Here is a 1125-nt window from a genome sequence, read left to right as displayed (position 1 = left end):
ACGGCGTCCGGGTCGGCGAGGTCGCACACCAGCGGGGTGACGTTCGGCCCGAGTCCGGCCGCGGCCTTCTCCAGGACCTCCCGGCGGCGGCCCACGATCACCACGTGGTCGCCGGCCTCGACGAACCGCCGCGCGACCTCGTACCCGATTCCCGTGCCACCGCCGGTGACGACGACGTTCCTGGCCATCTGCGCACTCCCTCCCCAGTTCCGCCGTCGCGCGGCGAATGTGCGCGACGGTCCGTACCGGAATGCCACGATTCCTATCACGCTCGGTTGCCGTGACTGCGGGGAGGGTGACGTCCGGCGCGAGCGAAGGTGTGATATGAGCGTGGTACGACGCGCACACGGAGCGTGGCGAGAGGCAGCTCACACCCCCCGGGCGTAACTTCTCGCACCCTGATACGTCTTAGGTTGGTAGTGCGGCAGTTTTTCCGGTGGGCGGGGACACGCTGAACGGCAACGTGTCCCCGCGCTTCCAGCGGGCTGTCGCCGACGGGGCTCCGGCGGGCCCCGGGACGGTCGTCGACCCTGACGGCCTTCGCGCACGACGCCGGGGTTCTGGCGGGCCTGGGACGCTTTGAGCGGCCGTCCCCGGCTGCGGCCGACCCCGGAGTCGTGCGCCGTACGGTTCCGTCCCCGCGCGGGCCCTCGGGCGCGCCACCGGGACGCGAAGGGGCCCGGCCGCTCTCGCGGTCGGGCCCCTCTCAGCTTCCGTGCGGGCCGGTGGTCGGCGCCGCTGCGGTCAGCGGGCGTCCAGCGGGACGTAGTCGCGGATCGCGGTGCCGGTGTAGATCTGGCGCGGACGGCCGATCCGGCTGGTCGGGTCGTTGATCATCTCGTGCCAGTGGGCGATCCAGCCCGGCAGCCGGCCGAGGGCGAACAGCACGGTGAACATGCTGGTCGGGAAGCCCATGGCGCGGTAGATCAGGCCGGTGTAGAAGTCCACGTTCGGGTACAGCTTGCGCGAGATGAAGAAGTCGTCCTTGAGGGCGTGCTCCTCCAGCTTGAGCGCGATGTCCAGCAGCTCGTCGCTCTTGCCGAGCTGGCCGAGGACCTCGTGCGCGAGCAGCTTGACCTGGGCGGCACGCGGGTCGAACGCCTTGTAGACCCGGTGGCCGAAGCC

General features: G+C 71.1%; 2 protein-coding genes. Both read right to left on the bottom strand.

What is annotated here, in order from left to right:
* A partial coding sequence (locus AMK13_RS45680) for an SDR family NAD(P)-dependent oxidoreductase (protein ID WP_241853251.1) occupies window positions 1–188 on the bottom strand: 188 nt, incomplete at its 3' end.
* A gap of 556 nt (window positions 189–744) precedes the next feature.
* A partial coding sequence (locus tag AMK13_RS45675; protein ID WP_274538717.1) for a citrate/2-methylcitrate synthase occupies window positions 745–1125 on the bottom strand: 381 nt, incomplete at its 5' end.

Source organism: Streptomyces sp. CB02056 (genome assembly GCF_001905545.1).
Taxonomy (GTDB): domain Bacteria; phylum Actinomycetota; class Actinomycetes; order Streptomycetales; family Streptomycetaceae; genus Kitasatospora.
Note: the sequence above shows the minus strand (reverse complement) of the source record. Positions and strands in the feature narration are given on the sequence as shown.